Origin of the sequence: Xanthomonas cissicola (genome assembly GCF_008801575.1) — a bacterium.
Classification (GTDB): domain Bacteria; phylum Pseudomonadota; class Gammaproteobacteria; order Xanthomonadales; family Xanthomonadaceae; genus Xanthomonas; species Xanthomonas cissicola.
The window spans coordinates 1-5,717 of record NZ_VZPL01000122.1; the positions used below are offsets into that span (position 1 = coordinate 1).

Genomic DNA, 5,717 nt, shown 5'->3' on the forward strand with positions numbered 1-5,717 from the left:
ATCTCGCGCCGGGTCTGCTTGCGCTTGCCCAGGCCCTCAGCGTCACCGAACGTCAGCTGCATAGATGATCCTCTACATGATGAGGCGGGTAGTGTCGCGTATCTGTGGTGCGTTGTTCAGAGCTTCCCTAAACGCGCGTGCTCCGCCGTTCGCGACCGCGACGCAGCACATCGCACCGCGGCAGTCACGCACTTGCAGGCGCCAACAGCGCATTGCGCCCCGCACAGCCGCCGTCACCGGCGTTTCCACCTTTCAACGCCGCGTTGCATCGGCACACGTTCCGCCAGCAGTCCGATCCGGGCAGCGGGACGGCTGTAGCCCCGGATCGGACCACCGGAGCCAAACCTAAGGAGAAGTGCCATGTTCTGGACCAAGCGGGTCGTGATCGGTGACGGCGAGCGCGGCCTGGTGTATCGAAACCGTCGGTTCGAGCGCGTGCTCGTCCCCGGCGTCTATCGCCTGTTCGACCCGTTGGGTCGCAGCGAGGTCATCGTCCATGCCATCACGCAAGGCGCCTATGTGGGCCGCGACGCGGAGATGCTGATCGACACGCTCGGCAGCACCCTGCCGCAACACTTCGTGCTGGCCGACATCGGCACCGCGCAGGTCGGCTTGCTGATCCGCAACGGCAAGCTCGACGACGTGCTGCCACCGGGCACGCGCACGCTGTACTGGCGTGGTCCGGCGGCAATCGAGCTGCAGACCCTGCCATTGGGCGAGGGGCTGCAGGTGCCCGTCGATGTGCAACGCAGGCTGCGTCAGCTCGGCACGCTGTCGCGCGTGGCGGTCTGCATGGACGTGCCGGCCGAGTCGCAGGGACTGGTGTTCGTCGACGGCAAGCTGGTTGCACCGTTCGGGCCGGGGGCGTATGCGTTCTGGAACTTCCAGAAGAACATCGCCACCGACGTGATCGATCTGCGCGTGCAGTCGGTCGAAGTGTCCGGGCAGGAGCTGTTGACGCGCGACAAGGTGTCGTTGCGGGTCAACCTGGCCGCCAGCATGCGCGTCACCGATGCGGTGGCGATGCGCACACGCGTGGCCAAGGCCGGCGATTACCTGTATCGCGAGTTGCAGTACGGCTTGCGGCGCGCGGTCTCGGCCAAGACGCTGGACGAGTTGTTGGGCGACAAGGCCTGCCTGGATGCAGATATCTTCGGGTATGTGCGGGGCAGCGTGAGCGGCTTCGGCATCGAGGTGCTGGGCGTCGGCGTCAAGGACGTGATCCTGCCGGGCGAGATGCGCGAGATCCTCAACGCGGTCGTGCAGGCGGAGAAGCAGGCGCAAGCCAACGTCATCCGTCGGCGCGAAGAGGCCAATGCCACGCGCTCGTTGCTCAACACCGCCAAGTTGATCGAGGACAGCCCGGTGCTGATGCGTTTGAAGGAACTGGAGGCGCTGGAAAAGGTCACCGAAAAGATCGACAAGCTCACCGTGTTCGGCGGCCTGGATGGCGTGCTGAAGCAATTGGTGACGATCAGGCAATGAAGGTAGTGCGTGGCGGAAGGATCTGCCACGCACTGCCGCAAGGGAATGACAACAATGAGTACATCGCAACACTTTGAATTTCTGCACGCCGAAGGCAGCACGACCCCGATCAAGGGCTGGGTACGCGGCGTGCCCCTGGAAGAACAGGCACATGCGCAGCTGCGCAATATCGCGGCGGTACCGTTTGTCGGTCCGTGGGTCGCGGTGATGCCAGACGTGCATCTGGGCAAGGGCGCAACCGTGGGCTCGGTGATTCCGACCCGTGGCGCCATCATCCCGGCGGCGGTCGGCGTGGATATCGGCTGCGGCATGGCTGCAGTGCGCACCACACTGCGCGCCAACGACCTGCCCGACAATCTGGCGCAGTTGCGTGCCAGCATCGAGCGCAGCGTGCCGGTGGGCAACGGCCGTGGCGGCGAGCATCGCAAGCTGCCGGACAGCATTGAGAGCCGCATTGCGCAGTCCGGGCTGGTGCAGCGCCTGGATGCGATCAAGCAGCAGCACAAGCGCATCCGTACCGACAAGCTGGACTGCCAGATCGGCACGCTAGGCGGCGGCAACCACTTCATCGAGATCTGCCTGGATGAAACCGATGCTGTATGGGTGATGCTGCACAGCGGGTCGCGCGGCACCGGCAACCTGATCGGCACGTACTTCATCGAGCGCGCGCGTGAGCAACTGGCACATCGCGTGCTGGGCTTCCATCTACCCGACAAGGACCTGGCCTTCTTCATGCAGGGCGAGCCCTTGTTCGACGAATACGTCGAAGCGGTGTCTTGGGCGCAGGATTACGCCCGCGAAAATCGTGAGGCGATGATGGCGCGCGTGCTGGCCGAGATGCGTCACCGCCTGCCGAAATTCCAGCTAGAAAAGCTCGCAGTCAATTGCCACCACAACTACGTGCAGAAGGAAACGCACGGTGGCGAGGAATTGTTGATCACACGCAAGGGAGCGGTGAGCGCTCGTGCCGGCGAGCTGGGCATCATTCCGGGTAGCATGGGCACGCGCAGCTACATCGTACGTGGGTTGGGCAATGCCGACAGTTTCCACAGCTGCAGCCACGGCGCAGGGCGTGTGATGAGCAGGACCGCTGCACGCGCGCAGATCACCCTGGCACAGCATCGGGAGGCCACCGCACATGTGGAATGCCGCAAGGACGCGGCAGTGATCGATGAGTCGCCTGCGGCGTACAAGTCCATCGATGCGGTGATGGCGGCGCAGCAGGATCTGGTCGAGGTGCTGCACACCTTGCGCCAAGTGGTGTGCATCAAGGGATAGCTGTCCATCAAGGAATGGAAAAGGGCCGCATTAGCGGCCCTTTTTGTTGCAGACACGTTGCGCGAGCGGGTGAGCAACCTCATCCGCAATGCGGTGCACAGTTCAGTCATGTCGCGATGGCGCTCACATCAAAGCACGCGCGTTTCACTCTTTCGACGCCATCGTGGCGCCTCGTTCGCGGTCTGATCTCCAGGGCGCATCCATTAGATAACCGGAGGCGGTATGAGCAATCTCGACAAGCAGGAACGCAAGGAAGAAGCGAGGGACTTGAACCGCGACCCCATCTCCGGTGCGCCCGGTTCGCATCCGGTCGGCGTCGGTGTGGGCGGCATCGCCGGCGGTGCGGCAGCAGGCGCGCTCGCAGGCACGGTGTTCGGGCCGCTCGGCACCTTGATCGGTGCAGCAGCCGGTGTGGTTGCTGGCGCTGCGGCTGGCAAAGGCGTGGCCGAACGGCTCGACCCCACTGTGGAGACAGAATACTGGCGCCAGGAGCACCGCAATCGTCCTTACTACAAGGAAGGCACCGACTACGATCGCGATTACGCAACCGTCTACGGATTCGGTTTGCAGGCACGTGAGACCCGCCCCACCAGCACGTGGGAAGAAACCGAAGCCACGTTGGCCGGCGAATGGCCGCGTAACCGCGGGCAATCGCGCCTGGAATGGGACGAAGCCCGGCTTGCAGCACGCGACGCATGGGAGCGTGCGGACCGTACCCACACTGTCTATCGCGACAGCGACACGCACTACGCAGGCCGCTTCGACAGCGCCAGCTACCGCGATGCCGACTATTCCTATGACGACTATCGCCCGGCCTACCGCTATGGCATGCAGGCGCGCCAGTAGCACGCCGGCCGCCAGTGGGACGACCACCTGGAACGCGATCTAGGCGATGGCTGGGATCGCTTCAAGGCAAATTCACGCCTGAGCTGGGAAAAGGCCAAGCACGCGGTGCGCGAAGCGTTCGATTCCGAGCATCACGATGCAGCCGCGCGCCGTCACCCGACCGACCCGCGCGTTTAAAGTGTGATCGCCGCGGCGCTGTAATAAGCGCCGCGGCGAGCGCAACGCGCTGAACCAGGGCGGGCCCGTTGGGGCCCGTTCCGCGTGGTGGAGCGATGCAAGTTCCATTGCTCGCTCGGCGGCACTCAGGGCGCATCGATGCGACATGCATTCCGAGTTGAGCATTCCGAGTTGAGCAACCCACACGACAGTCCGCGCGCGCTGGGCATCAACAGGCCGAGAAGGCGACGGATGCACGCCCCCATCGGGCTTGCGCGCCATCTCGTCCCGGACAACTAATCTGCGGTCTTCTCCACCGCACGGATGTCGCCACGAAAGACCGGAGCGGCCTGTTCCAAAGAGGTCGCAGCGGCACCTTGCTGATCCTTGAGCAGCTGCTTGCGCGTGGCCACCACCTCCTTGGCCAATGCGATCCGACGTCCCACGACCATTTCGGTCAGCCAGTCGATCAGTGCACGCGTGTATTGCTGCTGGTGTTCCTTGATGCTGAGCGCATGGTCCGCGCCAGCGATGACGCGCGATGTGAGCGAACGCGCCTGCACGAACGCTTGCGCATAGTTGTGCAGCACCGGCTGCGGCACGATCACATCGTGTTCGGCTTCCACCAACAGCACATCGCCCTTGTACTCGGCGCAGGCGGCCAAGGCGATGTTATCGGCCGGATGCAGGCGCTGCTGGCGGTACGCCATCAGGTCCGGGTCGGCGTTCAGGCTGACCTTGGGTTGATCCCAGTGCGCGTCCTTGTAGAGCGCAGGAGATCGCAACGCCAGCCATTCCACCGGGCGTTCGCGCGTCAGCAATGCGGACAAATAGCCCCCGTAACTCAGGCCGACCACTGCGATCGACTGCACATCCACGTACGGCAGGCTCGCCAATTGATCGTACGCGGCCTTGATGTCGTCCAGGTTCTGCGCGCGTGTCACGGTCTGGCGCATCGATGCATAACCCTCATGCCCACGCAGATCGAAGGTCATGCAGATGCAGCCCAGGCCTGCCGCCTCGCGCGCACGTACCAGGCTGTGGTGTTGGCTGCCGCCCCAGCCGTGCACGAACAACACTGCAGGCATACCTGAAGGCGTGAGCAAGGTGCCACTGAGTGCGTCGTTGCCGACCGGAATGTCGATACTGGAAAGTTTGGCTTCCATTACGTTGCAGAGATCCTCCTGTATTTGTAACGCGGCCCAGGGCCGGGTTGGGTTGCGCGGTAGTAGACCTGCGCATCGGTCGGCGGCTCGCCCGCATAGATTTCGTGAGTGGACGCACTGACCCACTGCAATGCGGGATCTTGCTGAAACGCGGCAATTGCAGCGAGTTCGGCCGGGGTTGCGCCCCCGATTCGCCAGGATTGTTCCAGTACGCCGCATACCGGAACGTTGCCCGCATCCTGCCCGCTGACCACATCGTAGTTGCGGCGGGAAATCTGCAGCTCAGGATAAGCCGCGGTGATGCCTCGATCATAGCTGCACGCCTGTTCGACCACCCGCCGCTCGAGCGATGGCAAGGCTGTCGCCATCAATGCCTCCAACGACCCGCGGTAGACGCGCAACGACGAGCCGCCGTAGACATCGCTGCCGTCCGCATTGGGCACGCTGCATTGCGTGCCGTAGTACGCAATCTGGACGCCGGCAAGACACAACTCGCCCACGCTGTGCGTCATTGGCTGCAAGATATTGCGCTCAAGCACGCCGCCATGCGTACCTAGGGCCTGTTAACACTAATGGCCCGAGCGATTAAACTATTGGGCATGGAGATCACGCCAGCACAATTTTCTCTGATCGAACACTGCCTGCCGGCGCAGCGCGGCAATGTCAGCATGACCAACCTGCAAGTGGTCAACGCCATCCTTTACGTTGCCGAGCATGGCTGCAAATGGCGCGGCCTACCCAAGCGCTTTGGCAACTGGCATACGGTCTACACACGCATGAACCGTT

At 63.4% G+C, this 5,717-nt stretch carries 4 protein-coding genes and 2 pseudogenes; 4 read left to right on the forward strand and 2 right to left on the reverse strand.

Annotation, left to right across the window (positions count from 1 at the left end):
* Positions 1-360: 360 nt before the first annotated feature.
* From F7R02_RS23770 to F7R02_RS23780, 3 genes and pseudogenes are all read left to right on the forward strand, one after another.
* Entirely contained in the window at positions 361-1,485 is a 1,125-nt protein-coding gene (locus tag F7R02_RS23770) for a slipin family protein (RefSeq protein WP_151210233.1), read from the forward strand.
* Between the two features lie 54 nt (positions 1,486-1,539).
* On the forward strand, positions 1,540-2,763 hold the full coding sequence (locus tag F7R02_RS23775; RefSeq protein WP_167521100.1) for an RtcB family protein: 1,224 nt from the start codon (positions 1,540-1,542) through the stop codon (positions 2,761-2,763).
* A gap of 222 nt (positions 2,764-2,985) precedes the next feature.
* Positions 2,986-3,786 (forward strand): annotated as a pseudogene (locus tag F7R02_RS23780) (hypothetical protein).
* 275 nt (positions 3,787-4,061) lie between these two features.
* On the opposite strand, the gene F7R02_RS23785 reads toward F7R02_RS23780, so the two are convergent.
* Both F7R02_RS23785 and F7R02_RS23790 read right to left on the reverse strand, forming a co-directional pair.
* On the reverse strand, positions 4,062-4,931 hold the full coding sequence (locus F7R02_RS23785) for an alpha/beta hydrolase family protein (protein WP_151210237.1): 870 nt from the start codon (positions 4,929-4,931) through the stop codon (positions 4,062-4,064).
* A pseudogene (locus F7R02_RS23790) lies at positions 4,931-5,488 on the reverse strand (DUF3182 family protein); the annotation flags it as partial. The pseudogene F7R02_RS23790 and the gene F7R02_RS23785, both read right to left, overlap by 1 nt.
* A gap of 42 nt (positions 5,489-5,530) precedes the next feature.
* Between F7R02_RS23790 and F7R02_RS23795 the strand changes: the two are divergent.
* A partial coding sequence (locus F7R02_RS23795) for a transposase (RefSeq protein ID WP_151210039.1) occupies positions 5,531-5,717 on the forward strand: 187 nt, incomplete at its 3' end.

Coding starts and splice junctions, on each gene's coding strand:
- F7R02_RS23770 (WP_151210233.1), top strand. CDS start 361: ATGTTCTGGACCAAGCGGGTCGTGATCGGTGACGGCGAGCGCGGCCTG.
- F7R02_RS23775 (WP_167521100.1), top strand. CDS start 1,540: ATGAGTACATCGCAACACTTTGAATTTCTGCACGCCGAAGGCAGCACG.
- F7R02_RS23785 (WP_151210237.1), bottom strand. CDS start 4,931: ATGGAAGCCAAACTTTCCAGTATCGACATTCCGGTCGGCAACGACGCA.